General features: G+C 64.9%; 20 protein-coding genes. 14 read left to right on the top strand and 6 right to left on the bottom strand.

The window, feature by feature from the left end; all coding sequences use genetic code 11:
* Positions 1-51 precede the first annotated feature (51 nt).
* The 6 genes from EGJ09_RS05525 to EGJ09_RS05500 all read left to right on the top strand — a co-directional run bounded on the left by EGJ09_RS05525 (position 52) and on the right by EGJ09_RS05500 (position 7,054).
* Complete coding sequence (locus EGJ09_RS05525; protein WP_125923417.1) at positions 52-1,485, top strand: TolC family outer membrane protein; 1,434 nt, start codon at positions 52-54, stop codon at positions 1,483-1,485.
* Positions 1,482-3,650, top strand: coding sequence for a type I secretion system permease/ATPase (locus tag EGJ09_RS05520; RefSeq protein ID WP_115273900.1), 2,169 nt, complete (start codon positions 1,482-1,484; stop codon positions 3,648-3,650). Before EGJ09_RS05525 ends, EGJ09_RS05520 begins: the two co-directional genes overlap by 4 nt.
* Positions 3,647-4,831 (top strand): HlyD family type I secretion periplasmic adaptor subunit, encoded by a 1,185-nt coding sequence (locus tag EGJ09_RS05515; RefSeq protein ID WP_046784507.1) that lies wholly within the window; start codon positions 3,647-3,649, stop codon positions 4,829-4,831. Before EGJ09_RS05520 ends, EGJ09_RS05515 begins: the two co-directional genes overlap by 4 nt.
* A gap of 183 nt (positions 4,832-5,014) precedes the next feature.
* Entirely contained in the window at positions 5,015-5,914 is a 900-nt protein-coding gene (locus EGJ09_RS05510) for a chemotaxis protein (RefSeq protein WP_046784508.1), read from the top strand.
* Between the two features lie 97 nt (positions 5,915-6,011).
* Positions 6,012-6,323 (top strand): hypothetical protein, encoded by a 312-nt coding sequence (locus EGJ09_RS05505; RefSeq protein ID WP_046784509.1) that lies wholly within the window; start codon positions 6,012-6,014, stop codon positions 6,321-6,323.
* Complete coding sequence (locus EGJ09_RS05500; protein ID WP_125923416.1) at positions 6,320-7,054, top strand: YkgJ family cysteine cluster protein; 735 nt, start codon at positions 6,320-6,322, stop codon at positions 7,052-7,054. Before EGJ09_RS05505 ends, EGJ09_RS05500 begins: the two co-directional genes overlap by 4 nt.
* 112 nt (positions 7,055-7,166) lie before the next feature.
* Here the strand turns inward: EGJ09_RS05500 and EGJ09_RS05495 are convergent, their stop codons facing one another.
* The gene (locus EGJ09_RS05495; protein WP_012316194.1) at positions 7,167-7,418 is read right to left on the bottom strand and encodes a DUF3077 domain-containing protein; all 252 of its coding nucleotides are present in this window, start codon (positions 7,416-7,418) and stop codon (positions 7,167-7,169) included.
* The gene (locus EGJ09_RS05490) at positions 7,415-7,666 is read right to left on the bottom strand and encodes a hypothetical protein (RefSeq protein WP_042111742.1); all 252 of its coding nucleotides are present in this window, start codon (positions 7,664-7,666) and stop codon (positions 7,415-7,417) included. The genes EGJ09_RS05495 and EGJ09_RS05490 overlap by 4 nt, the downstream gene beginning before the upstream one ends.
* Positions 7,667-8,146: 480 nt before the next feature.
* On the opposite strand from EGJ09_RS05490, the gene EGJ09_RS05485 reads away from it, so the two are divergent.
* From EGJ09_RS05485 to EGJ09_RS05455, 7 genes are all read left to right on the top strand, one after another.
* A complete protein-coding gene (locus tag EGJ09_RS05485; protein ID WP_125923415.1) occupies positions 8,147-9,310 on the top strand; it encodes an efflux RND transporter periplasmic adaptor subunit in 1,164 nt (387 codons plus the stop codon).
* Entirely contained in the window at positions 9,307-12,399 is a 3,093-nt protein-coding gene (locus EGJ09_RS05480; RefSeq protein WP_125923414.1) for a multidrug efflux RND transporter permease subunit, read from the top strand. Before EGJ09_RS05485 ends, EGJ09_RS05480 begins: the two co-directional genes overlap by 4 nt.
* A gap of 9 nt (positions 12,400-12,408) precedes the next feature.
* Positions 12,409-13,083 carry a heavy metal response regulator transcription factor gene (locus EGJ09_RS05475; RefSeq protein WP_012316198.1) on the top strand — a complete coding sequence of 225 codons (675 nt, stop codon included), beginning with the start codon at positions 12,409-12,411 and terminating at the stop codon, positions 13,081-13,083.
* A complete protein-coding gene (locus tag EGJ09_RS05470; protein WP_046784513.1) occupies positions 13,058-14,470 on the top strand; it encodes a heavy metal sensor histidine kinase in 1,413 nt (470 codons plus the stop codon). Before EGJ09_RS05475 ends, EGJ09_RS05470 begins: the two co-directional genes overlap by 26 nt.
* Positions 14,471-14,601: 131 nt before the next feature.
* Complete coding sequence (locus tag EGJ09_RS05465) at positions 14,602-14,823, top strand: hypothetical protein (RefSeq protein WP_046784514.1); 222 nt, start codon at positions 14,602-14,604, stop codon at positions 14,821-14,823.
* A gap of 204 nt (positions 14,824-15,027) precedes the next feature.
* Positions 15,028-16,362, top strand: coding sequence for an OprD family porin (locus EGJ09_RS05460; RefSeq protein WP_125923413.1), 1,335 nt, complete (start codon positions 15,028-15,030; stop codon positions 16,360-16,362).
* A 175-nt stretch (positions 16,363-16,537) separates the two neighbouring features.
* Complete coding sequence (locus tag EGJ09_RS05455; RefSeq protein WP_125923412.1) at positions 16,538-18,034, top strand: diguanylate cyclase; 1,497 nt, start codon at positions 16,538-16,540, stop codon at positions 18,032-18,034.
* Here EGJ09_RS05455 and EGJ09_RS05450 read toward each other — a convergent pair.
* Positions 18,031-18,507: a PA2169 family four-helix-bundle protein gene (locus EGJ09_RS05450; RefSeq protein WP_125923411.1), complete on the bottom strand. Its 477-nt coding sequence runs from the start codon at positions 18,505-18,507 to the stop codon at positions 18,031-18,033. The genes EGJ09_RS05455 and EGJ09_RS05450 overlap by 4 nt on opposite strands.
* Before the next feature lie 200 nt (positions 18,508-18,707).
* Between EGJ09_RS05450 and EGJ09_RS05445 the strand changes: the two genes are divergently transcribed.
* Positions 18,708-18,929, top strand: a complete 222-nt coding sequence (locus EGJ09_RS05445; protein WP_125923462.1) for a DUF3820 family protein — start codon at positions 18,708-18,710, stop codon at positions 18,927-18,929.
* Positions 18,930-19,047: 118 nt separating this feature from the next.
* On the opposite strand, the gene EGJ09_RS05440 is transcribed toward EGJ09_RS05445, so the two are convergent.
* From EGJ09_RS05440 to ptsP, 3 genes are read right to left on the bottom strand one after another with little or no spacing between them, the layout of a single operon-like run.
* Positions 19,048-20,787 (bottom strand): PTS fructose-like transporter subunit IIB, encoded by a 1,740-nt coding sequence (locus EGJ09_RS05440; protein ID WP_125923410.1) that lies wholly within the window; start codon positions 20,785-20,787, stop codon positions 19,048-19,050.
* Positions 20,784-21,731: a 1-phosphofructokinase gene (pfkB, locus tag EGJ09_RS05435; RefSeq protein WP_125923409.1), complete on the bottom strand. Its 948-nt coding sequence runs from the start codon at positions 21,729-21,731 to the stop codon at positions 20,784-20,786. The genes EGJ09_RS05440 and pfkB overlap by 4 nt, the downstream gene beginning before the upstream one ends.
* Complete coding sequence (gene ptsP, locus EGJ09_RS05430; protein WP_125923408.1) at positions 21,732-24,584, bottom strand: phosphoenolpyruvate--protein phosphotransferase; 2,853 nt, start codon at positions 24,582-24,584, stop codon at positions 21,732-21,734.
* Positions 24,585-24,741 lie beyond the last annotated feature (157 nt).

The raw sequence follows: 24,741 nt of genomic DNA, 5'->3' as shown, positions 1-24,741 counted from the left end.
CCGCCGGGCGCCATGCCCGGCGGCAAGGACGATCAGCAGTAAGGGAATCATGTGAAGCGAAGCAGTGCGCTGTCACCACTGTTGCCGGGAGCCGTCGCGCTACTGGTACTGATTTCAAACCCGGTTGCCCAGGCAGCCGATGACATAGACCCTTCGCTGCGCACCATCGGGCCGTCACTGCTACGCGATGCCCCCGATGCCATCCCTGCCCGCCCACCGGCCGGCCAGGGCGCCAACAATGGCGACCGGCTCGGGCTGGCCGAGGCGGTGCTGGCCGCTGCGCAGTGGCACCCCAGCATCGCTGAAGCCATCGGCAACCTGTACAAGCAAGGCGAAGGCATCAACGTGGCCCGCGCCGGTTACTACCCACAGGTTTCCGGCGGTATCCGCACCGGCTATGACAGCGGTTATGGCGGCGACCGCAGCAGCCAGGCGCTGAACCTGTCGCTCAAGCAGATGCTCTACGATTTCGGCAAGGGCGACAGCGCTGTCGACGCGGCCCACGCTGCCGCCGCCCGCGCCCAGGCCAACATCCTGCTGGTGGTCGACGACCTGGCCCGCGATACCGCCTACGCCTGGATCGAAACCCGCCGTTACGAGCAGCTCATGGTGATTGCCCGCGAGCAGATCAAAGGCGTTGGCGACATTGCCGGCATGGCGCGCCAGCGCAGCGACATGGGCGCCAGCACGCGCTCCGACGTGGTCCAGGCCGAGTCCCGGGTGGAAGGCGCCCGTGCCACCCTGGAGGAGTATCAGGCCCAGTACGAGCGGTGGCGCTCGACCCTCGCCGCCCTGCTCGGCCGCGTCGCACCGCCGGCCCTGGCCGAAGAAACGCCCCCCGAACTCAACCAGGCCTGCAAGCGCCCACCGCAAGCCGACGACCGCCTGCCTGCAGTGCTCATGGCCCTGGCCCTGCGCGCGCAATCCAAAGCCGAACTGGCACAGGCCAAGGCCGAGGCCTACCCGACACTGTCGCTGCAGCCGCAGGTCAACCACTACCTGGACAACGACTACGACCGCGACAACAACCGCCTCGACCGCACCCAGGCGGGCATCTACCTGAACCTCGAAGTGCCGATCTACCAAGGCGGCGCCATCAGCGCCCGCAGCCGCGCGGCCGGGCATGCCCTGACCGCCGCTGACTCCGCCGAAGACGCCGCACGCCTGCAGGCCCGCCGCGGGCTGGCCGAAGCCATGGCGCAAACCTCGGGGCTGGGCCGCCGGCTGAGTTCGCTCAAGGCCCGCCAGGCCAGCATCAAGGAAGCACGCATGCTCTACGGCCGGCAATACCTGGACCTGGGCACGCGCCCGCTGCTCGACCTGCTCAATGCCGAGCAGGAAATCTACCAGTCGCGCTTTGAACTTGCCGGCACCCGTTCCGACCTGCTGCGCCTGGATGTCGACTGCCTGTACAACACCGGCGCCCTGCGCATGGCCTTGGGCCTTGAAGGGCGCAACCTGCAAGGGGTGGAGATCGAGCCATGAACGATACCGTCAACCTGAGCCAAGCCACGCAGCAGCAAAACCCGGAGCAGGCTATCGTCCATCGGCCGGACCTTGGCCCGTGGCTTGAAGTCATGCTGCAGGTCGCCCACCACTACCGGCTGGATGTATCACCCCAGCGCATTCGCCTGGCGGCCGTGGAAGATGCCCGGCCGCTGGATGAAATCCTGCGGCACATGGCGCGCCAGGCCGGCCTGTCGCTGCGCTTCGTGCGTTTCGATGCCAAAGCCCTGCGGCAATGGCGTACACCACTGGTGCTGGAGCTCGATGATGGCCAACTGGCTGTGGTCGAAGCCGTGACCGAGGACAACGAGCTGGCCGTGGTGTTCGCCGGCGACCAGAGCCTGACCTCGCGCCTGCCCCGCGAAGCGCTCGAAGGGCGCATCAACCGCGTGGCACTGATGCGCCCGGCACGGCCGTTGCGCGATGTGCGTACCGACGACTACACCGCCCCGTACGACCGCCACTGGTTCGCCCGCATCGTCCTGCGCGACCTGCGCCCATATGGGCAGGTGATGGTCGCCTCGCTGGTGGCCAACGTGTTGGCCCTGGCTGGCGTGCTGTTCTCGATGCAGGTGTATGACCGGGTGATCCCCGCCGAATCCCTGCCCACGCTGTACGTGCTGTTCGGCGGTGTGGTGCTGGCGCTGGTGTTCGACTTCAGCATGCGCCTGCTGCGCCTTAAGGTTACCGACCTGCTCGGCAAGCGCGCCGACCTGCGCGTGTCGGACCTGGTCTACGGCCATGCCCTGCGCCTGCGCAACTCGGCACGGCCGAAGTCCACCGGCTCGTTCATTTCGCAGTTGCGCGAGCTGGAGTCGATCCGCGACCTGATCACCTCCAGCACCGCCACCGCGCTGGCCGACCTGCCGTTCTTCCTGTTGTTCCTGTTCGTGTTCTGGCTGATCGGCGGCGTGCTGGTGTTTATCCCCCTGGTGGCACTGCTGGCCATGCTCCTGCCTGGCTTGCTGGCGCAGCGCCGGCTGGCACGCCTGGCCAATGCCTCGATGCGCGAGTCGTCACTGCGTAATGCCATGCTGGTGGAAAGCGTCCAGGGCCTGGACGAAATCAAGGCACTGCAGGCCGAAGCGCGCTTCGAGCGCCAGTGGAACCAGTACAACGCAGCCTGCGCGCATACCAACCTGCGCTTGCGTACCCTGACCAACGGCCTGGTGACCTGGACCCAGAACGTGCAAGGCGCGGTGTTTGCCGTGGTCATCGTCATCGGCGCGCCGATGGTGATTGCCGGCGACCTCACCACCGGTAGCCTGGTGGCGGCCTCGATGCTGTCCTCGCGGATGATGGCGCCGCTGGCGCAGCTCACCCATGTGCTGACCCGCTGGCAGCAAGCCAAGGTGGCACTACAGGGCCTGGACAAACTGATGCAGTCACCGGTCGACCACCCCGAAGGCGAAGCCCGTGTGCACCTGCCGGCCATCCGCGGCGAGTACCGGCTGCGCCAGGCCAACTTCCGCTACGACCCCGAGGCACCGCCGGTGCTCAACATCGGCCAGCTGGACATCCGGCCAGGCGAGCGCATCGCCGTGCTGGGGCGCAACGGCGCCGGCAAGTCGACCCTGCTGCAGGCACTGGGCGGTGCCATGGACCTGGTGCAAGGCGAGGTCACGCTCGACGGCATTGCCCTGGCCCACCTGGACCCGGCCGACCTGCGCCGTGACGTCGGCTTGCTGGCGCAGTATGCGCGGCTGTTCCACGGCACCCTGCGCGAAAACCTCACCCTCGGTGCCGGCCAGGCCAGTGACCAGGAACTGGTTGCCGCGCTGGCCGCCACGGGCGCACTGGACTTCGTGCGCCGGCTGCCCAAAGGCATGGACCACCTGATTTTGGAAGGTGGCCTGGGCCTGTCCGGCGGGCAACGCCAGGCACTGGTGCTGGCACGCCTGCTGGTGCGCCAGCCGCAGGTACTGCTGCTGGATGAACCCACCGCCTCGCTGGACGACACGACCGAGCGCAAGCTGCTCGATAACCTCGACCGCTTCTGCCAAGGCCGCACCCTGGTGATCGCCACTCACCGCTTGAGCGTGCTGCAACGGGTCGAGCGGATCATCGTGCTCGATGGCGGGCGCATCGTCATCGACGACAGCCGTGACGCCGCCCTGGCCAAACTGCAAGGAGCGCAGGCATGAGCAACCATGAACTCCCCGCATCCTACCTGGATGGCCAGGACGATCAGGCCGTGCTGCGCGCAGGCCGCGTCATCACCGTGTGCGCGCTGATGCTCGCCGCGTTCCTGGCCTGGGCCGCCTGGTTCGAGGTCACCGAAGTCTCCACCGGCACCGGCAAAGTGATCCCCAGCTCCCGCGAGCAAGTGATCCAGTCGTTCGAAGGCGGCATCGTCGCCGAGATGAACGTGGCCGAAGGTGACCTGGTCGAGCGCGGCCAGGTGCTGGCCCAGCTCGACCCGACCAAGACTGCCTCCAGCGTCGGTGAAAGCGAGGCCAAGTACCGTGCTGCCACGGCCAGCGTTGCGCGCTTGCGCGCCGAGGTCACCGGCAAGCCGCTGGCCTTCCCCGACAGCCTGCGCGACTCGCCGGACCTGATCGACGCCGAAACCGCGCTATACCAGACCCGCCGCCGCGGCCTGGAACAGACCCTGGCGGGCATCGAGGACTCGCTGCGGCTGGTGCGCAGCGAACTGCAGATCACCGAAAACCTGGCCAAGATGGGCGCCTCCAGCCGGGTCGAGGTGATCCGCCTCAACCGCCAGCGCTCGGAGCTCGAGCTCAAGGCCAACGAAGCGCGCTCCGATTACCTGGTACGCGCCCGCGAAGAGCTGGCCAAGGCCAGCGCCGAAGCCGACAGCCTCTCGGAAGTGGTCCGCGGGCGCAGCGATTCGCTGTCACGCCTGACCTTACGCTCGCCGGTGCGCGGCATCGTCAAGGACATCGAGGTCAACACCCTGGGCGGGGTGGTACAGCCCGGTGGGCAGGTGATGAAGATCGTGCCGATGGATGAACGCTTGCTGATCGAGACGCGCATCGCCCCCCGGGACATCGCCTTCATCCACCCCGACCAGGCGGCCAAGGTGAAGATCAGTGCCTATGACTATTCGGTGTATGGCGGGCTGGAGGGCAAGGTGGTGGGCATCTCGCCGGATACCCTGCAGGATGAGGTAAAACCGGAAATCTATTACTACCGGGTGTTTATCCGTACCGAGCAGGACAGCCTGCAGAACAAGGCCGGCAAGCGCTTTGCGATCGTGCCGGGGATGATTGCCACGGTGGATATCCGCACGGGCGAAAAAACCATTCTCGATTACCTGATCAAGCCGCTGAACCGCGCCAAGGAGGCCTTGCGCGAGCGCTAAGGGCCGCTGCGCGGCCATCGCCGGCAAGCCGGCTCCCACAGAAACTGCACAAGCCGTTGGCGCACTGGTGACCCTGTAGGAGCCGGCTTGCCGGCGATAGGGCCAGCAAAGGCTGCCGCCAAGTTAAAGCCCAGCCCGAACAGGCCGATAACCGGTTATCCCCTGTCTCCCATGAAGGTCACCATGGCCACGCAAAATGCCCGCGCGGACGCGTTGTCCCTGCTGCTGTTCACCCTGCGCAGCGGCAAACTGATGGCAATCAACCTGCTCAAGGTCAGCGAGATCATCCCTTGCCCACCGCTGACCAGGTTGCCCGAATCGCACCCCCACGTGAAAGGCGTGGCGACCCTGCGCGGCAACCCGCTGTCGGTGATCGACCTGTCGCGGGCCATCGGTGAACGCCCGCTGGCCGACCCGGACGGTGGCTGCCTGATCGTCACCGAGATCAGCCGCTCGCGCCAGGGCCTGCATGTGCAGGCAGTGAGCCGCATCATCCACTGCCTGAGCACCGACATCAGGCCGCCACCCTATGGCTCGGGCACCCGCTCGTTCATCACCGGCGTGACCCGTGTCGACAATACCTTGGTGCAGGTGCTGGACATCGAAAAGGTGATCCATGCCATCGCCCCGCCGGAGCCGGAGCCCGCGCCGGGCAAGCTGAACGAAGAAGACGCCAGCCTGTTGGCCGCCGCCAACATCCTGGTGGTGGACGATAGCCAGGTGGCGCTGCAACAGTCGGTGCACACCCTGCGTAACCTGGGCATCGACTGCCACACCGCACGCAGCGCCAAGGATGCAATCAACGTGCTGCTGGAGCTGCAGGGCACTGCGCAGGAGATCAACATCATCGTCTCCGACATCGAGATGTCAGAGATGGACGGCTATGCCTTCACCCGTACCCTGCGCGAAACCCCGGACTTCCAGCACCTCTACGTGCTGCTGCACACCTCGCTGGACAGCGCGATGAGTGCCGAGAAGGCCAGGTTGGCGGGGGCCAATGCCATCCTGACCAAGTTCTCCTCACCGGAGCTGACCGATTGCCTGGTGGTGGCGGCGCGCACGGTAGTGTTTGCAGAGCGATGAAGGCCGTGCTGTCATATTCAGCGACAAACTCCCTGGCCTGTTGCCGGGGATGCCTCGGTCATACTTCGCCCCCCTCGAACGTTTCACGGTATTGCGTATGAAGTTTTTCAGCTCTCTTCTGATCGCCTGCGCCCTTTTCAGCGGTGTTGCCCAGGCCTCCAGCAGCCAGGCCTGGAACGAACAACGCCAGCAGATGCTCAAGGCCTGCCTGGCCGCCAGCCAGTTCAAGGACGCCCATGCCCGCGGCAAACCCGCGGAGTTCGATGACCAGGTCGGCTTCAGCGCCCTGGTCATCGAAGGGGTGTATCCACAAAAGCACATGCAGCAACGCACCGGCTCCGAGCTGTGCCTGTACGACCGCCAGCACCAGCGGGCCTTCGTCAGCGAATGGAACCCAGACGCCACGTGAACGACTCTCTGCGTTTTGCCTGTACCGGCTGCGGCAAGTGCTGCACCGGCCACCATGTACCACTGACCCTGGCCGAGTCGCGCCAGTGGGCGGCATCCGGCGGCCAGGTGGTGGTGCTGATCGAAGCCTTTGTGGAGGATGGCCCGGGGATGCCGGCAGACCAGCGTGAGCATGTGCTGCGCCGCTCGCACCCGGTACCTTGCGGTGACAGCGAGGTACGGGTTTCGGTGACCTTTGCCGCGTTCAACCCCGGGCGCTGCCGCAACCTGGACGAAAACGACCTGTGCACCATCTACGAGAGCCGGCCGCTGGTCTGCCGCATCTACCCGGTGGAAATCAACCCGCACATTCCGCTAAGGCCAGAGAACAAGGACTGCCCGCCCGAGGCTTGGGAGCAAGGGCCTGAGCTGATTCATGGCTCGTTGCCGGTGGACCCGGCGCTGCTGGCACTGGTGCAGGCGTCCCGGCAGGCAGATCGTGATGACATCGCGGCCAAGGTTGCTGTGTGCCAGGCCCTGGGCATGACCATCAGCGCGCTCAAGGGCAATGGTTTCACGGCCTACCTTCCAGACATGGGGGCCTTGGCGGCGGCGCTGGCGGATGTACCGCCACCGCACCATGCGCCGTGGGCGCTGCACGTGCAGGACACGGCCCTGCTGGCCAGCCTGCAGGCGCAGGGCTTGCAGGCTGGCGACACGCCTTCGCAGTACTACGCCTTCATCGGTTTCTAGCAAAGCCAGCACCAAATCCCGGCGATCTCCCCGTGCGAGCCCGGCTTGCTGGCGATCCCCATGTGGGAGCCGGGCTTGCCGGCGATGGGCCGCAAAGCGGCCCCACAACCGCTCAAGCGCTGCGGTTCATGCCCATTTCCATGTCGTTGATCAGTGCTTTGGCCATGGCACTGAGAATGCGTGCCGCACTGCCTGCGATCATGTTGCCTTCCATTTCGGCTTCCTCGCTCAAATGCCGGATACAACCGAGCAAGACCGACAGCTCGTCGAAAGCATGATCGAGCGGTATGCCCGGCTGGATGGCGTACAACTCGAGGAATGTTTCCTTGCCGGCTGTGCTGCGCGATTTCAGTTCATCACTCATGGATGATCTCCTTGCATCGCCATATGGGCGACAAGGACACGCAGCAGTTCAGTGAGAATGCCGAGGTTTTCCAGCAGCGCGTAGCGATGGTCTTCGGCTTCGGTGTCGAGGTAGAGCTGGCTGGTTTTGCAGAGGCAGTCCATCAGCGCAGCAGCGTGAGACCTGGCGTCTTCGGGGGAGAGGTCGGCGATGATTGTGATGTAAGGGATCGGGAATGAGTCCGGTGGATCGGGAACGATCTTCTTCATGACTAAATCTCTTTAGGGATTTACCTGAATAGCGACCACCTTCTCTTTCTCACGGATAGGGTGGCAGCCGTACGCGAGGTGAGAAAACCGCTCCCCATCTGCGGCCAGACCGAAGTCTCACGCGCACGGCCGCCATGACATGAAGCCATGACGAGGGGAAGACCGCAGCTTCTCACAGCCGCTCGCCGTTGTGGCGAACCGTGAAGTTATCGCTGAAACAGTTCCCCGCCTATCAGACGCCATCCGACAGAGGGCGTAGGATAATTCGTCATGGGTGCGCTCTTGAAGCATCTGGTTTCAGATTCAGAATCTTCTTACGGATCAAGGGGAGCAGAGGTATGAATCGGTCAGGATCGCGTTAGGGCTGCCAACTGCCCCCAACCTGTCAGCGCTGTCAGCCAGCTGTCACGCTGCCGACCCGGTCACAGCGCTATAAGCTTCAATAACCGCCCCCTCCTCTTGGCCAAGGTGCCCGCGCCGATGCGACGTCCTACCCGCCCTCTCCTGCTGGCCGCCACCGCCCTGCTCGCCCTTGCAGCACTGGGCATCTGGTATGGCCAGCGCCAGGAGGCGCCGGTTGCGCGCGCCCAAAGCGCCATTCCGGTGCGCGTGGTCAGCGTTGCCCAGCAGGACGTGCCGCGCTACGCCAGCGCCATCGGCTCCGTGCTGTCGCTGCACAGCGTCGAAATAAAACCGCAGGTCGAAGGGGTGCTGACCCGGGTACTGGTCAAAGAGGGCCAGTGGGTCAAGCAAGGCGACCTGCTGGCCACCCTGGACGATCGCAGCATCCGCGCCAGCCTCGACCAGGCCCGCGCCCAGCTCGGCCAGAGCCAGGCTCAAATCCAGGTGGCCGGCGTCGACCTCAAGCGCTACCGCCTGCTCAGCAGCGATGACGGCGTGTCCAAGCAGACCCTCGACCAGCAACAGGCGCTGGTCAATCAGCTGCAAGCCACCGTAAAAGGCAACCAGGCCGCCATCGCCAATGCCGAAGTCCAGCTCTCCTACACGCAGATTCGCTCCCCCGTCACCGGGCGTGTCGGCATCCGCAACATCGACCCCGGCAACCTGGTGCGCGCCAGCGATACCCAGGGCCTGTTCAGCGTGACCCAGATCGACCCCATCGCGGTCGAGTTCTCCCTGCCGCAACAGATGCTGCCAACCCTGCAGGGCCTGCTGAAGGCGCCCACGCCCGCATTGGTGCAGGCCTACATGGACGCCGATGGCGAAAGCAACCTGCTGGGTGAAGGCCACCTGGCCCTGATCGACAACCAGATTTCGGCCAACACCGGCACGGTGCGGGTCAAGGCCGAGTTCGACAACAAGGACGGCCGGCTGTGGCCGGGGCAACTGGTGACCATCCGCTTGCGCACGGCCGTCCAGGAGAATGCCCTGGTGGTGCCGCCGCCAGTGGTGCAGCGCGGCGTCGACGGCCACTTCGTCTATCGCCTGGACGGTGACCAGGTCACCAGTGTGCCGGTCAAGGTGCTGTACCAGGACAGTGGGCTGAACATCATTGCCGGGGTCAAACCGGGCGAGCGTCTGGTGCTCGATGGCCAGTCGCGGCTCAAGCCCGGCTCGCGCGTGGAGGTCACCCCCAACGCACCGCCGCCGTCGGAAATGGCCGGCCGCCGGAGCCAGCCATGAATAGCCGCAACAGCGTGTCGGCCTGGTGCATCGACCACCCCATCGCCACGCTGCTGCTGGCTTTCGCGCTGGTGCTGTTGGGTGTCATCGCCTTTACCCGCTTGCCCGTGGCGCCCTTGCCGGAAGCCGACTTCCCGACCATCCAGGTCTCCGCGCAACTGCCTGGGGCCAGCCCGGAAACCATGGCCTCTTCGGTGGCCACGCCGCTGGAGGTGCAGTTCAGCGCCATCCCCGGCATGGCCCAGATGACCAGCAGCAGCGCACTGGGCTCGACCACCCTGATCCTGCAGTTCACCCTGGACAAGAACATCGACACCGCCGCCCAGGAGGTCCAGGCGGCCATCAACACGGCTACCTCACGCCTGCCCCAGGACCTGCCCAACCCGCCGACCTGGCGCAAGGTCAACCCGGCAGACAGCCCGGTACTGGTGCTCACCGTCAGCTCCGCACAGATGCCCGGCAACGACCTCAGCGACTATGCCGAAACCCTGCTGGCACGCCAGCTGAGCCAGATCGAAGGGGTCGGCCTGATCAACATCACCGGCCAGTTGCGCCCGGCCATCCGTGTGCAGGCGCAGCCGGAAAAGCTCGCCGCCATGGGCCTTACGCTCGCCGACCTGCGCCAGGCCATCCAGCAGACCAGCCTGAACCTGGCAAAGGGCGCCCTGTATGGCGAGCACAGCGTGTCGACCATCGCCGCCAACGACCAACTGTTCCACCCCGAGGACTACGCCAGGCTGATTGTCTCTTACCGCGACGGCGCCCCCGTGCACCTGCAGGACGTGGCCAAGGTGATCAACGGCGCCGAGAATGCCTACGTCAAAGCCTGGTCCGGCAACCAGCCGGGCCTGAACCTTGTGGTGTTCCGCCAGCCTGGCGCCAACATCGTCGACACCGTGGACCGCGTGCTCGGCGCCTTGCCCAAGCTGCAGGAGATGCTGCCGGCCTCGGTCGAGGTGTCGGTGCTGCAGGACCGTACCCAGACCATCCGCGCGTCGCTGCATGAGGTGGAACTGACCCTGATCATCGCCGTGGCCCTGGTGATCGGGGTGATGGCGCTGTTCCTGCGCCAATGGTCGGCCACCCTGGTGGTGTCCAGTGTGCTGGGCGTATCGCTGATCGCCACCTGCGCGCTGATGTACGTGTTCGGTTTCAGCCTCAATAACCTGACCCTGGTGGCCATCGTCATTGCTGTCGGCTTTGTGGTGGACGACGCGATCGTGGTGGTGGAAAACATCCACCGCCATCTGGAAGCCGGCGAAGACAGCCGCACGGCGGCGCTCAAAGGGGCAGGCGAAATCGGCTTCACCGTGGTGTCGATCAGCTTCTCGCTGGTTGCCGCGTTCATTCCGCTGCTGTTCATGGGCGGCGTGGTGGGCCGGCTGTTCAAGGAGTTCGCCCTGACCGCGACAGCGACCATTCTGATTTCGGTGGTGGTGTCGCTGACCCTGGCGCCGACCCTGTGCGCCCTGTTCATGCGTCGCCCGCCCACGGAACATCACGGCGGCTTCGGTGACCGGCTGCTGAAGTGGTACGAAAAGGGCCTGGACCGGGCGCTGGCCCATCAGCGCCTGACCCTCGGCGTGTTCGGCCTGACCCTGGCCCTGGCGGTGGTCGGCTACGTGGCCATCCCCAAGGGTTTCTTCCCCCTGCAGGACACCGGTTTCATTCTCGGCACCACTGAAGCAGCAGCGGATGTGTCATACCCGTCGATGATCGACAAGCACCTGGCACTGGCGAAAATCATCGAAGCCGACCCCGCCGTGAGGGCCTTCTCCCATTCGGTAGGGGTTACCGGCAGCAACCAGACCATCGCCAACGGCCGTTTCTGGATCGCCCTCAAGCCCCGCGGCGAGCGCGATGTTTCGGCCAGCGAGCTGATCGACCGGCTGCGCCCGCAACTCGCGCAGGTGCCAGGCGTGGTGCTGTACATGCGGGCCGGCCAGGACATCAACCTCAGCTCCGGCCCGTCACGTACCCAGTACCAGTACGTGCTCAAGAGCAACGACGGCGTCGCCCTCAACCTGTGGACCCAACGCCTGACCGAGCGCCTGCGCGAAAACCCGGCGTTGCGCGACCTGTCCAACGACCTGCAACTGGGCGCCAGCGTTACCCGCATCGACATCGACCGCCAGGCTGCGGCCCGTTTCGGCCTGACCACCACCGACGTCGACCAGGCGCTGTACGATGCGTTCGGCCAGCGGCAGATCAGCGAATTCCAGACCGAGACCAACCAGTACAAGGTGATCCTGGAACTGGACGCGCAACAGCGCGGCAAGGCCGAAAGCCTGAATTTCTTCTACCTGCGCTCGCCCCTGAGCAACGAAATGGTGCCGCTGTCAGCCTTGGCGCATGTCGCCGCGCCCAGCACCGGGCCGCTGTCGATCAGCCATGATGGCCTGTTCCCGGCCGCCAACCTGTCGTTCAACCTGGCCCCCGGCGTGGCCTTGGGCGATGCGGTGGCGATCCTGGAACGCACCCAGCGCGAACTGGGCATGCCCGACTCGATCAGCGGCAACTTCCAGGGCGCGGCGCAGGCCTTCCAGAGTTCGCTGTCGAGCCAGCCGTGGCTGATCCTCGCCGCACTGGTGGCGGTGTACATCATCCTTGGGGTGCTCTACGAGAGCCTGGTGCACCCGCTGACCATCATCTCGACCCTGCCTTCGGCGGGCCTGGGCGCGTTGCTACTGCTGTGGGCCATGGGCCAGGACTTCAGCATCATGGGCCTGATCGGCGTGGTGCTGCTGATCGGCATCGTCAAGAAGAACGGCATCCTGCTCATCGATTTCGCCCTTGAAGCCCAGCGCCGCCATGGCCTGACGCCCGAGCAGGCGATTCACCAGGCCTGCCTGACGCGCTTTCGGCCGATCATCATGACCACCCTGGCCGCCCTGCTCGGCGCGGTGCCGCTGATGTTCGGCTTTGGCGCCGGTGCCGAGTTGCGCCAGCCGCTGGGTATCGCTGTGGTCGGCGGCCTGCTGGTCAGCCAGGCCCTGACGCTGTTCACCACCCCGGTCATATACTTGGCCCTGGAGCGCCTGTTCCATCGCCGCCAGGCCGCCAGTGCGGTCGTGCCGAGTACCCACTGAGACAAGACCATGCGTGTGCTGATCATCGAAGACGAAGAGAAAACCGCTGACTACCTGCATCGCGGCCTGAGCGAGCAAGGCTTTACTGTCGACCTGGCACGGGACGGCATCGACGGCCTGCACCTGGCGCTTGAAGGTGACTATGCGGTGATCGTGCTCGATGTGATGCTGCCGGGCCTGGATGGCTATGGCGTGCTGCGTGCCTTGCGTGCGCGCAAGCAGACGCCGGTGATCATGCTCACCGCCCGCGAGCGTGTCGAGGACCGCATCCACGGCCTGCGCGAAGGTGCCGACGATTACCTTGGCAAGCCGTTCTCCTTCCTTGAACTGGTCGCCCGCCTGCAGGCCCTGACCCGGCGCAGCGGCAGCCACGAGCCGCTGCAGGTGCAGGTCGGCGACCTGTGGATCGACCTGATGGCGCGCAAGGCCAGCCGCGGCGGCCAACGCCTGGACCTGACCGCCAAGGAGTTCTCGCTGCTCAGCGTGCTGGCCAGGCGCCAGGGCGAAATCCTCTCCAAGACCGCCATCGCCGAGCTGGTCTGGGACATCAACTTCGACAGCGATGCCAATGTCGTCGAAGTGGCCATCAAGCGCCTGCGCGCCAAGCTCGACGGGCCATTCGACAACAAGCTGCTGCATACCATCCGAGGCATGGGCTATGTCCTGGAAAACCGTGCCGGTTAACTCCATCGCACTGCGCCTGTCGGCGCTGTTCATCCTGGTGGCGATGGGCGTGTTCCTGTTGATCGGTTCGGCACTGTACCGCCAGGTCGACCACAGCCTGGACATGCTGCCGGCGGCCGAACTGGACGCCCGCTTCAGCGTGCTTGAATCCACCCTCAACCGCTTCGGCACACCGGAGCATTGGGCAAAGATCAGCAACAAGCTCAACCTGCTAAGCGAGGAAGACAAACGCATCCGCTTCTGGGTGGTCGGCAGCGACCCGGCGTTCGAATATGGCCACCCCAGCGAAAGGGTACGCGCATTCGCCGAAGGCCCGGAGGGGATGCGCGACCTGCGCTTGCCTGACCGGCCCTACCCTTACAAGGTGCTGGTCAGCGAGTTGCCGGCCCTGGCCGCTCGCCCGCCACTGCGCTTTCTGATCGCTATAGATACCGAGACCTTCTGGCAGGCCCAGCACAGCCTGCTGGTGGCCATCGTCGGGCTGGCGGTGCTCGGTGTGCTGCTGGCCTCAGTGCTCGGCTACTGGGTGGCGCGCATTGGCCTGCGCCCGCTGCTGGCGCTGTCCAACGAGGCGCAGGCCTTGGCCCCCCCGCGCCTGGATGGCCGCCTGCAAACTGTCAACCTGGCCCCGGAACTGGCGCAATTCGCCGGTGCTTTCAACGCGGCGCTCGACCGGGTCAGCCAAGCCTATTCGCAGCTGGAAGCGTTCAACGCCGACGTTGCCCACGAACTGCGCTCGCCGCTGACCAACCTGATCGGCCAGACCCAGGTCGCCCTCACCCGGGGGCGCAGCGCCGAACACTACTTCGAGGTGCTGCAATCGAACCTGGAAGAACTTGAACGCCTGCGCAGCATCATCAACGACATGCTGTTCCTCGCCAGCGCCGACCAGGGCAGCAAGGCCACCGCCCTGACCCAGGTATCGCTGGCCGACGAAGTGGCCACCACCCTCGATTACCTCGACTACATCCTCGAAGACGCCCAGGTCAGCGTCACCGTCAGCGGCGATGCCCAGGCCCCCATCGAAAAAGCCCAGCTGCGCCGGGCGTTGATCAACCTGCTGAACAATGCCGTGCAGCACACCGCGCCGCACCAGGTGATCCGCGTGCATATCGATGCCGGGCCGGAGCAGGTCAGCATTGCCGTGAGCAACCCCGGGCCGGCTATCGATGACGATCACCTGCCACTGCTGTTCGAGCGGTTCTACCGGGTGGATGCGGCGCGCAGCAACAGTGGCGGGGGCAACCATGGGTTGGGGCTGGCCATCGTCAAGGCGATTGCGCTGATGCACGGGGGTGAGGTTTTTGTGCGCAGCGAGGCAGGTGCCAACACCTTCGGCATTCGCCTGCCAAACGCTCAACTGCAGGGTTTTGCGGCCAAGGTCTAATGGTTTTCTCAGGGATAGTTACCTTTTGCGCAACAGTGCTTATCGCGCCAGGTGCTGTTTCCAAGGCAATGAAGAGACTAACTTTAGCCCTGTCTCCATTAGCACTTGCCCCGCAAGAAGGTAGTTTCAACATGTCCAACAGTATGGGTATTGCCAGCGTTTTCGTTCTGTCTTCCCTGTTGTTGTCGCCCCTGGCCATGGCCGAAGAATCCCCGGCTTTCGTCGCCCGTAATGCACAGCTTGCCGCTGTTCACCAGGATGCCCGCGAGGCCGTCGCGCACAAGGCCGACGCAGGCAAAGATGCGGAACAGACAGCTTCCAAGGTTTCCCTCGACGCCAATGCCGAGAGCTGATCGCGCAACGATGCCGCTCCCGTTTCCCCCCGGCTACACCATGGGCACCGCCGGTGCCGATATGTTAGCCTTTTAAAGCCGCTGCCGATCAGCGGCTTTTTTTATGTGCTTTGGCGCTCAGCCCGGCCGTTATTTCTCTAACAAGAAAGTTGCACATTCAAAAATAAAAACTGCCCCACCGTCAGATCAAAGGAGCTAGTACCGGTGCCTTCCGCGTTTCGTTTTACCCCGCTGTTCATTGCATTGACTGCAACGATGCCTTTCGCCGCCCAGGCTGATGAAGACAAGGCTGATGGCTTCATCGAAGGCTCGTCCTTCAACCTGCATTTTCGTAACGCCTACTTCAACCGCGACAACCACAACAGCGGCGTGCGCGACACCCGCGAGTGGGGCCAAGGCGCGGTTGCCCGCTTCGAGTCGGGCTACACGCCAGGCGTAATCGGCTTTGGCCTCGATGCGCACGCCATGCTGGGCTTGAAGCTCGATGGCGGTGGCGGCCATGCCGGCACCAGCATCCTGCCCGAACACGTGAAGGACAACGGCGAACTGGGCGCCGCCCCGCACTCGTTCTCCACCGCAGGCGCGGCGGTCAAGCTCAAGGCCTTCGACACCGAACTCAAGGCCGGTGACCTGTTCCTTACCAACCCGGTAATCGCCGGCGGCGAAACCCGCATGCTGCCGCAGACCTTCCGTGGCGTCAGCCTGACCAACACCAGCATCGACGGCCTGCTGCTCGAAGGTGGCCAGGTCAGCTTCACCAAGCCGTACAACCAGAGCGGCCACCGCCGCATCGACACCTACTACGGCTCGCTGGATGAGCACGACAAAAGCAAGCATCTGAACTGGGCTGGCGCGTCGTGGAGCGGCACCGAGAACATCACTGCCAACCTTTACGCCGCCGAGCTCAAGGACATCTGGAACCAGTACTACGCTGATTTCGACTACACCTACGTGGTCAACGACCTGGTCAGCCTCAACCCGGGCGTGCACTTCTACCACACCCAGGACACAGGCCAGGCGCTGCTGGGCAAGATCGACAACAACACCTACAGCGTGCACTTCACCGTCAACGCCGGCTATCACAGCGTTACCGCCGCCTACCAGCGGGTCAATGGCGACACGCCGTTCGACTACATCAACCTGGGCGACAGCGTGTACCTGGACAACTCGCGCATGTACTCGGACTTCAACGCACCCAACGAGCGTTCGTGGAAGCTGCAGTACGGCTATGACTTCGCCGGGCTCGGCATGCCAGGGCTGAGCACCACCGTGTCGTACTCGCGTGGCGAGGCGGACCTGACCAAGGCTGACCAGAACAAAACCCACTACGACTACTACCGCGCCGATGGCAAGAACGCCCAGCACTGGGAACGTGACCTGGACGTGAAGTACGTGTTCCAGGAAGGCGACTTCAAGGACCTGTCGGTGCTGGTGCGCTATGCCGTACACCGCGGCAGCCAGGGGTATGCGTCGATCGACAACAACAGCGATAACGACGAATTGCGGGTGATCGTCGATTATCCGTTGAACGTGTTCTGACCTGGGACCGCAAGTCAGCCCCACACGGTGTGTGCAGACCGGTAGGCGCTGGCTTGCCGGCGATGGGCTGCACAGCAGCCCAATGCATGATTCCGTCGGACAAATCTTGTCCGACAATCATCACTTCCCTAGAATGTCGCCCGCCGCAACCGGCCCTGCCTCAGCAGTAGCGCGCATGCCCACTCGATTACCGCGTCTCGCACTCTACAGGTCGCACCCCGAGCTGATCCTCAATCTGGGCAGTTGCATCGCCGTGCTCGCTATCGTGGGCATCGTCAGTTATCTGTTGGGGCGCGAGCGCGAGAGTGTCGAGCAATCGGCCATCCGCTCCTCCAGCAATATCGTCCAGCTGATCGAAAGCGACATCCTGCGCAACGTCGAACTTTACGACCAATCCTTGCGTGGGCTGATCTGGGCGGTACAGCATCCCGAACTGCTGCAGGTCGCGCCCAACCTGCGCCAGCAGATCCTTTTCAACCAGACGTTTGCGGCCCCGGTGCGCGGCGATATTCTCTGGCTCGATGCCAATGGCGACGTCGTGGGCGACTCCACCAGCGTCACCCCGCGCCAGGCCAATTTCGCCGACACCTTCGACTTCCGGGCCCATCGCCGCGACCCTGGCCTGGGCTTGTTGATCAGCCCGCCGTTCAAGGCACGGCTCGGCGACCTCGACTGGTGCATCAGTTTCAGCCGGCGCATCTCCGCAGCCGATGGCAGCTTTGCCGGGGTAGCCGCCGGGGCACTGCGCCTCTCCTATTTCAGTGAACTGTTCCAGCGCCTTGATATCGGCCATGAAAGCAGCATCAACCTGCTCAACGTCGACGGCCAGTTGCTCGCCCGCCAGCCGCGCCGCGATCAGGACCCGTTGGTCGGCACCAGCGTTGCCGACCGCCCCAACTTCAAACGCATCCTGGGCGAGCGCAGCGGCAGCTTTACAGCCCGCTCCAGCCTCTATGGCACCCAGCGCATGTACACCTTCGCCCGGGTCGCCGACCTGCCGTTGATCATACTGGTGGTGCATTCTGCCGATGAGGTGTTCCAGTCATGGCGCCGCACCGCGTTGGTGGTCAGTATCGCCACAGGCGTGCTGTGCATCGGCATTCTCTGGCTCACCCTGCTGCTGGGCCGCGAATTGCGCCGCAGGCATGAGGCCGAACAGGGTCTGGCCACACTGGCAGCAACGGATAGCCTGACGGGCCTGGCCAACCGTCGCCGGCTGGATCAGGTGTTACGCCAGGAGTGGGCACGCGCCCAGCGCAACCGTAAGCCGTTGGCCGTGCTGATGGTGGATGTGGATCACTTCAAGGCATTCAACCAACGCCATGGTCACGCCGGCGGCGATCACGCGTTACGTGAAGTGGCCAAGACGATCGAGCAGTGCATACGACGCCCGGCAGACCTGGCGGCGCGGTATGGGGGGGAGGAGTTTCAGGTGGTTTTGCCGGAAACCGAACTGGCCGGTGCCCGTTTGCTGGCAGAGAGGATCCGGTCGCATGTCGAGGCGTTGGCACCTTTTGCCGATGATGTACACGCGGTGACGGTGAGCATCGGCATCAGCGTACACACCCCCGGCACCCAACAAGACCTCGCGACCATGCTGGGTGCCGCGGATGAGGCGCTCTACCGGGCCAAGGCCAAAGGCCGAAACCGGGTAGAGGGCCCTGCGGATTAGGAGCGGGCGCGGGCGGCGTTGCGCAGTGCCTTCACCTGGTCGTGGTTACGCTGCACGCCCTCCAGTTGCTTTTCCACGAGCATATAGCTCGAATCACTGCCGGAGCGGCCCAGCTTGACCAGCTTCTCACGCGCTTCCTTGTAGGCTTTGAGGGCATGGTCTTCACCGCGCTCTACTTCGTTGAGCACGGCCTCTTCATCCTTACCGGTAACCATCGACTTGAGGTTTACCCAGCCGCGGTGCAGGTCGCCGCTGAAGCTGGTGGAGGTTTCCGGGTCGCCACCCAGGCGGCGCACTTCACTCTGCAGTTCGCCTGCTGCATTGGCGCATTCGCCAGCGCGCTGGACGAAGAACGCTTTGAGCTCCGGGTTTTTCACATCATCGGCCGACTCCTTGAACCCTTTCTCGCCGTCCTTGCTGTACTCGATCAGGTTGTTGAGCACGTCGATTACGTCTTTGTTGAGGTCGCTCATGGCTAAAACTCCTTGGCAGGTAATAGTCATGTAAACAGGAGCAGCCTTCGTGCCAAGCTTTCCATTGAATAAAATTACTTTAAAAACAATAGGTTAAAAAAATAACGCCTCGCTGGAAAACGGCGTTATGCATGATTGCCGCTTGGGCGCTCGTGCAGATTGCAGTATGGTCGGCGCACTTCCACTGCCAGGCACTGCCGATGAGACCGGAAACCCTTGAACTGCTGGTAATCCGCACCATGCCCTTCGGCAAATACCAAGGCCGGATCATCGCCGACCTGCCGGGTGACTACCTGGCATGGTTTGCGCGCAAGGGGTTTCCGGCGGGTGAGCTGGGTGGGTTGCTGGCGTTGATGCACGAGGTCGATCACAACGGCCTGGGGGATTTGCTGGTGCCGTTGCGGCAAAAGCATAGGCGCTGAGCCTGTTGCGGCCTATCGCCGGCAAGCCGCCTTCCCCAGGTACACCCATGACCTTGAGAGCCGTGGGGTACCTGAGGAGCCGAATTGCCAGCGACGAGGCCAGTGGTGATCGAACGCCCTAGCCCTTGGCCGGCGCCACGACCATTTCCACCCGTTCACTCTTCTTGATCAGCGCATACACCACCGCCGTCAGCAGGCTACCCGCGACAATGGCCAGCAGGTACAACAGCGCATGGTTGATCGCATTGGGAATCAGCAGCACGAACAGCCCGCCATGGGGCGCCATCAGCTTGCAACCGAAGTACATCGAGAGGGCGCCGGTCAAGGCGCCGCCAGCGATACTTGCCGGGATGACCCGCAGCGGGTCTTTGGCGGCGAACGGGATGGCGCCTTCGGAAATGAAGCACAAACCCAGCACCAGAGCGGCCTTGCCGGCCTCGCGCTCGCTCTGGGCGAACTTGCGCCGGGCCAGGAACGTGGCGATACCGAGGCCGATCGGCGGCACCATGCCGGCCGCCATGGTCGCCGCCATCGGCGCGTAGCTCGAGGATGCCAGCAGCCCTACCGAAAAGGCATAGGCCGCCTTGTTGATCGGCCCGCCCAGGTCGATGCACATCATGCCGCCGAGCAGCAGCCCAAGGAGGATGGCGTTGGTGGTGCCCATGCTGTCGAGAAACTGCGTCAGGCCTTCGAGCATGGCGGCCACCGGTTGGCCGACCACGTAGATCATCACCAGGCCTGTGAACAGGCTCGCCAGCAGCGGAATGATCAGGATCGGTTTGAGCGCATCGAGGCTGCTCGGCAGGCGTGCCCAGCGCGCAATGGCTTTGGCGCTGTAACCGGCGAGGAAGCCGGCGACGATACCGCCGATGAAACCGGCCCCCAGGGTGCTGGCCAGCAGGCCGCCGATCATGCCGGGCGCCAGGCCCGGGCGGTCGGCGATGGACCAGGCGATGTACCCCGCCAGCAACGGCACCATCAGCTTGAATGCGGCCTCGCCGCCGATCTGCATCAATGCAGCCGGCAGCGTGCCCGGTTCCTTGTAGGCTTCGATGCCGAAGACGAACGACAGGGCGATCAGCAAGCCGCCTGCCACCACCATCGGCAGCATGAAAGAAACACCGGTCAGCAAGTGTTTATAAACACCGGTTTTCTCGACCTTGCCGGCACTTGAAGCGGCTGCAGCGTCACCTGCGCTTTCCACCTTGGCCTCGGCCAGGGCCTTGTCCAGCGTGGCGCGGGCTTGCTTGAGGGCGATGCCGGTACCGCAACGGTAGATCCGCTTGCCGGAAAAACGGGCCGTGGGCACTTCGATATCGGCGGCCAGCAGCACCACGTCGGCTTCGGCGATGGCCTGGGCCGACAGCGGGTTGCGCGCGCCAACCGAGCCTTGGGTTTCTACCGTCAGTTGATAGCCAAGCTGTTGCGCGGCCTGCTGCAACGCTTCGGCTGCCATAAACGTGTGCGCCACGCCAGTCGGGCAGGCGGTTACCGCGACGAGCTTGGCCGCAGCAGTGGCCAGGGGCTGTTCGGCTTGATGAGTATCGGCCTGTACCTGGGCATTTGCGGCCGCCTCGTCGAGGAAACCTTCACGGTCGGCCAGCGCTTGCGCCGGTGTGCTCTGGAACAAACGCTTGCCCGCGAAGCGGGCCAGATCAACCGGCCCAGTGCTGACAACCAGCACCCAGTCGGCATCAGCGATCTGCGCGGCGCTCAGCTGGCGGTCGGGATGCTCGGCATCCTGCACTTCCACGCAGGTTTTCCAGCCGCGGCGCTGGGCGGCAGCGGCCAGCAGGCGCGCACTCAGCACGCTGGACACCTGGCCGTTGGGGCAGGCGGTGACAATGGCAATGTTCATCGGCGAGCCTCTTGTTGTTCTGTCAGTTGCACGGCGGCCTCCAGGCGCGCCAGTTGCTCGCGGTCACGGATACCGAAACCGACCTGGGTCACGGCCTGGGCGGCGATGGCCGTGGCGCGGCGCAGGGTCTGCGCAGGCGCTTCAGCCAGCAGCAGGCCGTGCACCATGCCCGCCACCAGCGAGTCGCCCGCGCCCACCGTGCTGGCAACCTGCACCTGCGGTGGCTGGGCGTGCAGCGCGTGGCCAGCTGTAAACCAGCTGACGCCCTGCTCCCCCGCCGACACCACCACGTGCTCGATACCCGTGGCCAGCAGTCGCTGGGCGGCAGCCTGCTGTTCGGCGGCGCTGTGCACGTCAAGGCCAAGCACTTCGCCCAGCTCTTCGGTGTTCGGCTTGACCAGCCAGGGGGCGCTCTGCAGGCCTGCGCGCAGGGCCGCACCGCTGCTGTCCAAGGCAACCTTCAGGCCTTGGCCCTTGAGCTGTTCGAGCAACCGGGCGAACCAGTCAGGGCTGATACCGCGTGGCAGGCTCCCAGCCACCACCACGGCGTCATGCCCGGGGGCCACCTGTTCAAGCAGGCGCATCAGGGCCTCACATGCGGCCTCATCGACCTGGGGGCCTTGGCCATTGATGTCGGTCACCCGGCCATCAGCCTCGACCAGTTTGAGGTTGCTGCGCGTCTCACCCGGTACACGCACGAAGCAATCGGCAAAGCCGCGCCATTCGATCAACGCCTCGAACGGTTGCAGGTTGCCCTGGCCAAGGAAACCACCGACGGTCACGCTGTGCCCCAGGTCGGCCAGTACCTGGGCCACGTTCAGCCCTTTGCCGGCGGCATGGCTGTGCTGGTCCTGGGCACGGTTGACGTGCCCGGGGCGCAGGGCATCGAGGCTGACGGTGATGTCCAGCGCCGGGTTCAGGGTCAGGGTAAGGATCTTGGCCATTCAGTAACGCTCCACCAGCGCGCGAACCGCTGCGGCGCTGTCTTGTTGCAGGGCCTCGCGCGCCAGGGCGCGGGCCGTCTGATGATCGGCCTGGCGAACCAGGGCCTTGACTTCGGCAACGCTGCGGGCGGCCACGCTCAGTTCGTCCACGTCCAGGCCCAGCAGCACCGCCACCGCCTGCGGGTCGGCGGCCAGTTCACCGCACACCCCTACCCACTTGCCCTCGGCATGGGCAGCGCGCACGGTCATGTCGATCAGGCTCAGCACGGCCGGGTGCAGGCCGTCGGCCTGGGCCGACAGGCTGGGGTGGCCACGGTCGATGGCCAAGGTGTACTGGGTCAGGTCGTTGGTGCCGATACTGAAAAAGTCCACTTCGCGGGCCAATTGTGGCGCCAGCAAAGCGGCGGACGGCACTTCGACCATGATGCCCAGTTGCAGGTCGGCTACCGGAATTTCCTCGCGCAGGCGCTCGACCATCGCCCTCGCCTCCCGCCACTCATGCACCTGGCCGACCATCGGGAACATGATGCGCAACGGGCGCTGATCCGCGGCGCGCAGCAGGGCCCGGAGCTGGTCTTCCATGATCTGCGGGCGCTGCAAGGTCAGGCGCACGCCCCGCACACCGAGGAAGGGGTTTTCCTCGGCAGCGATCGGCCAGTAGGGCAACGGTTTGTCACCGCCCACATCGAGGGTGCGCACTACCAGTGGCCGCCCGCCCAGCCCATCGAGCACACGGCGGTATTCGGCTTCCTGGGTGGCGACATCCGGCGCCTGCGAGTGGGCCATGAAGATCAGCTCGGTGCGCAGCAGGCCAATACCTTCGGCGCCCTGCTCCACCACCTTGTCGATGCCGCCGCTCTGGCCGATGTTGGCGAATACTTCGACGGCATGGCCATCGCGGGTTACCGCTGGCTCATGACGGTTGGCCCAGGCTGCTTGCAGGCGCTGCTCGCGCAGGTCACGCTCGGCCAGCGCACGTTGCAACTCATCGGCTGGCGGGGCGACGCTGACTACGCCGCGCTGGCCATCGAGCAACAGCGGCGTACCTGGTTCAAGCAGCAGAATCGCCGCCCCCGCGCCGACCACCGCCGGGATGCCCAAGGCCCGCGCAACGATCGCGCTGTGAGCGGTTGCGCCGCCATGGGCGGTGACGATACCGGCAACCCGCGCCGGGTCCAGGCGGGCCACATCAGAAGGGCCGACTTCGCCCATCACCAGCACGTAAGGTTGCTCAGGCTCGGCCTGCGTCTGCACACCGCACAACTGCGCCAGCACCCGGCGGCCGATATCGCGCAGGTCGGCAGCACGCTCGGCGAGCAGCGCATCATGCAGCGCCTCTTGTTGGCGGGCCGCCGCTTCGATCACGGCCATCCACGCGGCGGCGGCGCTTTCACCCTGGGCCAGACGCAGTTCGACATCGTCGGCCAGTGCAGGGTCGGCGAGCATTTCCTGATGGGTGACGAAGATCTCGCCGACGGCCTTGTCGCTGCGCTGCACCAGGGCCTGCAGCTCGGCGTTCACCGTCTCCAGTGCCCGGCGCAGCTTGACCCGCTCCTGCGCTGGCGATTCGCCACGCAGCGGATAATCGATGTCACGCTCGACGCAGACATGCGCGGGCCCACTGGCAATGCCGGGGGCCGCAGCCACGGCCTGGATACGGCTACCGGCAGCCGGCGCCTGCAACACCTCGACGGGCGCTGGGTTCACCGCAGCCGCAGTTTTCGGCAATGGCTCAACGTCCTCACCCAAGCCCTGCTCGATTGCCGCCAGCAGTACCGGCAAGGCATCACCGGCAATGGACGGCTCGGCCAGCAGCTCCAGTTCCTGGCCACGGCGTGCGCCAAGGCTGAGCAGCTTGCTCAGGCTCTTGACCGAAACCGCAGGTTGCGCGCTGTCCAGCACACGCAGGCGGATTTCGCCCTCAAAACCCTTGGCCAACTGCGCCAGGATTTTTGCCGGGCGGGCGTGCAGGCCATGTGGGTTGGCCAGCACGAAACGAGCGCTGGGCCAGTCGGGAGCGGTCTCACCACTCAGCACCTCAAGTACCGCGCGGCTGCTGGTGGCCTGGTAAAGCGTTTGCCCGCGCCCCTCGATCAGTACCTCGCACAGGCGCTCGAGCAGCGCCTGGTGGGCAGCGCCGAGGCTGGCCAGGCAAAACAGGCCATTGAGTGGCTGGTCGCGGTAGCGCAGCGGCTGCTGCGGGGTGACGAAGGCCAAGCCTGGCTGACGTACCTGCCGCTCGCTGTGCAGCCACCAGAGCCCCTCGCCCAGGGGCAAGGGCTCGGCCTGCTGCAGCACCGCGGCAAAACCATTGTCGACACACCCGGCACGCTGCAACAGGCGGGCACCGCGCCAGGCCAACTCGTCGAAGTCTTCGGCGGGCAGGTTCAAGCTGACCAGTTGCGCATCCAGCGCCAGCGCCTGGGGTGCGCCCTGCAGCAGCTTGAGCAGCGCTTCGGCGGAACTGGCACGGCGCAGGGCTTCGGCCAGGTCGGTCTCGCCCAGGGCACGGGTCAGCAACTGCAGCAAACGCAAGTGCTCGTCGGAGCGTGCGGCAATGCCGATGGCCAGGTAGACGATCTGGCCGTCCCCCCAGTCCACGCCTTCAGGAAACTGCAGCAAACGCACGCCAGTGGCATACACCAGGTCGCGGGTCTGCGGCGTGCCGTGGGGGATGGCGATGCCTTGGCCGAGGAATGTAGAACCTTGCGCTTCGCGCGCCTGCAGGCCCTGCAGGTACCCTTCGGCGACCAGGCCGTCAGCGACCAGTCGATCCGCCAGCAGGCGCAGAGCCTGGCCTTTGTCGACGGCCGTCTGGCCCATGGCTATCTGCTCTTTGGCGAGCTCGAGCATGACCTTCTCCTTTTGCAGCCCCTGCGCGCACTTTTGCACCGGGTACTGAGGTATTGTTGTGAAATTCACGTATTCAGCCAGTCAACGGCCTTGCACGAGCGGCAGGGAAGGCAGAAAAATTAATAGCTGAAACGTTTAATCTGACCAAGCGGCCACG

It is taken from the genome of Pseudomonas sp. p106, assembly GCF_003936645.1.
GTDB lineage: Bacteria > Pseudomonadota > Gammaproteobacteria > Pseudomonadales > Pseudomonadaceae > Aquipseudomonas > Aquipseudomonas putida_E.
Note: the sequence above shows the minus strand (reverse complement) of the source record. Positions and strands in the feature narration are given on the sequence as shown.

Bases quoted from the DNA above. Each gene is read 5' to 3' on its own strand.
- EGJ09_RS05520 (WP_115273900.1), top strand. From the start codon at position 1,482: ATGAACGATACCGTCAACCTGAGCCAAGCCACGCAGCAGCAAAACCCG.
- EGJ09_RS05515 (WP_046784507.1), top strand. From the start codon at position 3,647: ATGAGCAACCATGAACTCCCCGCATCCTACCTGGATGGCCAGGACGAT.
- EGJ09_RS05510 (WP_046784508.1), top strand. From the start codon at position 5,015: ATGGCCACGCAAAATGCCCGCGCGGACGCGTTGTCCCTGCTGCTGTTC.
- EGJ09_RS05505 (WP_046784509.1), top strand. From the start codon at position 6,012: ATGAAGTTTTTCAGCTCTCTTCTGATCGCCTGCGCCCTTTTCAGCGGT.
- EGJ09_RS05495 (WP_012316194.1), bottom strand. From the start codon at position 7,418: ATGAGTGATGAACTGAAATCGCGCAGCACAGCCGGCAAGGAAACATTC.
- EGJ09_RS05490 (WP_042111742.1), bottom strand. From the start codon at position 7,666: ATGAAGAAGATCGTTCCCGATCCACCGGACTCATTCCCGATCCCTTAC.
- EGJ09_RS05485 (WP_125923415.1), top strand. From the start codon at position 8,147: ATGCGACGTCCTACCCGCCCTCTCCTGCTGGCCGCCACCGCCCTGCTC.
- EGJ09_RS05480 (WP_125923414.1), top strand. From the start codon at position 9,307: ATGAATAGCCGCAACAGCGTGTCGGCCTGGTGCATCGACCACCCCATC.
- EGJ09_RS05475 (WP_012316198.1), top strand. From the start codon at position 12,409: ATGCGTGTGCTGATCATCGAAGACGAAGAGAAAACCGCTGACTACCTG.
- EGJ09_RS05470 (WP_046784513.1), top strand. From the start codon at position 13,058: ATGTCCTGGAAAACCGTGCCGGTTAACTCCATCGCACTGCGCCTGTCG.
- EGJ09_RS05465 (WP_046784514.1), top strand. From the start codon at position 14,602: ATGTCCAACAGTATGGGTATTGCCAGCGTTTTCGTTCTGTCTTCCCTG.
- EGJ09_RS05455 (WP_125923412.1), top strand. From the start codon at position 16,538: ATGCCCACTCGATTACCGCGTCTCGCACTCTACAGGTCGCACCCCGAG.
- EGJ09_RS05450 (WP_125923411.1), bottom strand. From the start codon at position 18,507: ATGAGCGACCTCAACAAAGACGTAATCGACGTGCTCAACAACCTGATC.
- EGJ09_RS05445 (WP_125923462.1), top strand. From the start codon at position 18,708: ATGAGACCGGAAACCCTTGAACTGCTGGTAATCCGCACCATGCCCTTC.
- EGJ09_RS05440 (WP_125923410.1), bottom strand. From the start codon at position 20,787: ATGAACATTGCCATTGTCACCGCCTGCCCCAACGGCCAGGTGTCCAGC.
- pfkB (WP_125923409.1), bottom strand. From the start codon at position 21,731: ATGGCCAAGATCCTTACCCTGACCCTGAACCCGGCGCTGGACATCACC.
- ptsP (WP_125923408.1), bottom strand. From the start codon at position 24,584: ATGCTCGAGCTCGCCAAAGAGCAGATAGCCATGGGCCAGACGGCCGTC.